Source organism: Paenibacillus antri, from assembly GCF_005765165.1.
Lineage (GTDB): Bacteria > Bacillota > Bacilli > Paenibacillales > YIM-B00363 > Paenibacillus_AE > Paenibacillus_AE antri.
Genome location: NZ_VCIW01000076.1, coordinates 1 through 545 on the forward strand (window position 1 = coordinate 1; position 545 = coordinate 545).

At 39.8% G+C, this 545-nt stretch carries 1 protein-coding gene; it reads right to left on the reverse strand.

What is annotated here, in order from left to right; genetic code table 11:
• Positions 1-110: 110 nt before the first annotated feature.
• Positions 111-545, reverse strand: a 435-nt coding sequence (gene rplE, locus FE782_RS33535; RefSeq protein ID WP_138198438.1) for a 50S ribosomal protein L5, incomplete at its 5' end; no start/stop codon positions are given.

The window sequence follows — 545 nt, forward strand, 5'->3', positions numbered from 1 at the left end:
ATCAGAGATGATTTTCTTTAATTCTTCACGTTTAGCGTAGAATTTATCAGCTAATTTAGCACGTTTAACATCACGTACAATCATTGATTGTTTTGCCACGATAACCTACCTTATTTACGGAATGGGAAATTGAAAGCAGCTAATAAAGCTTGGCCTTCTTCATCGCTTTTCGCAGTTGTGGTGATAGTAATATCTAAACCACGTACACGATCTACTTTATCATAGTCGATTTCTGGGAAAATGATTTGTTCACGAACACCCATACTGTAATTACCACGACCGTCGAATGACTTCGCATTTAAACCGCGGAAGTCACGGATACGTGGAACAGCGATAGTAATCAATCTTTCAAAGAATTCCCACATACGTTCGCCACGTAGGGTTACTTTGCATCCGATTGGATATCCCTGACGGATTTTAAAGCCTGCAACAGATTTGCGCGCTTTAGTAATTAAAGGTTTCTGACCGCTAATTGCTGTTAGATCCGCTACTGCGTTATCTAAAAGTTTTTTATCGGTCAATGCTTCACCCACACCCATATTCAG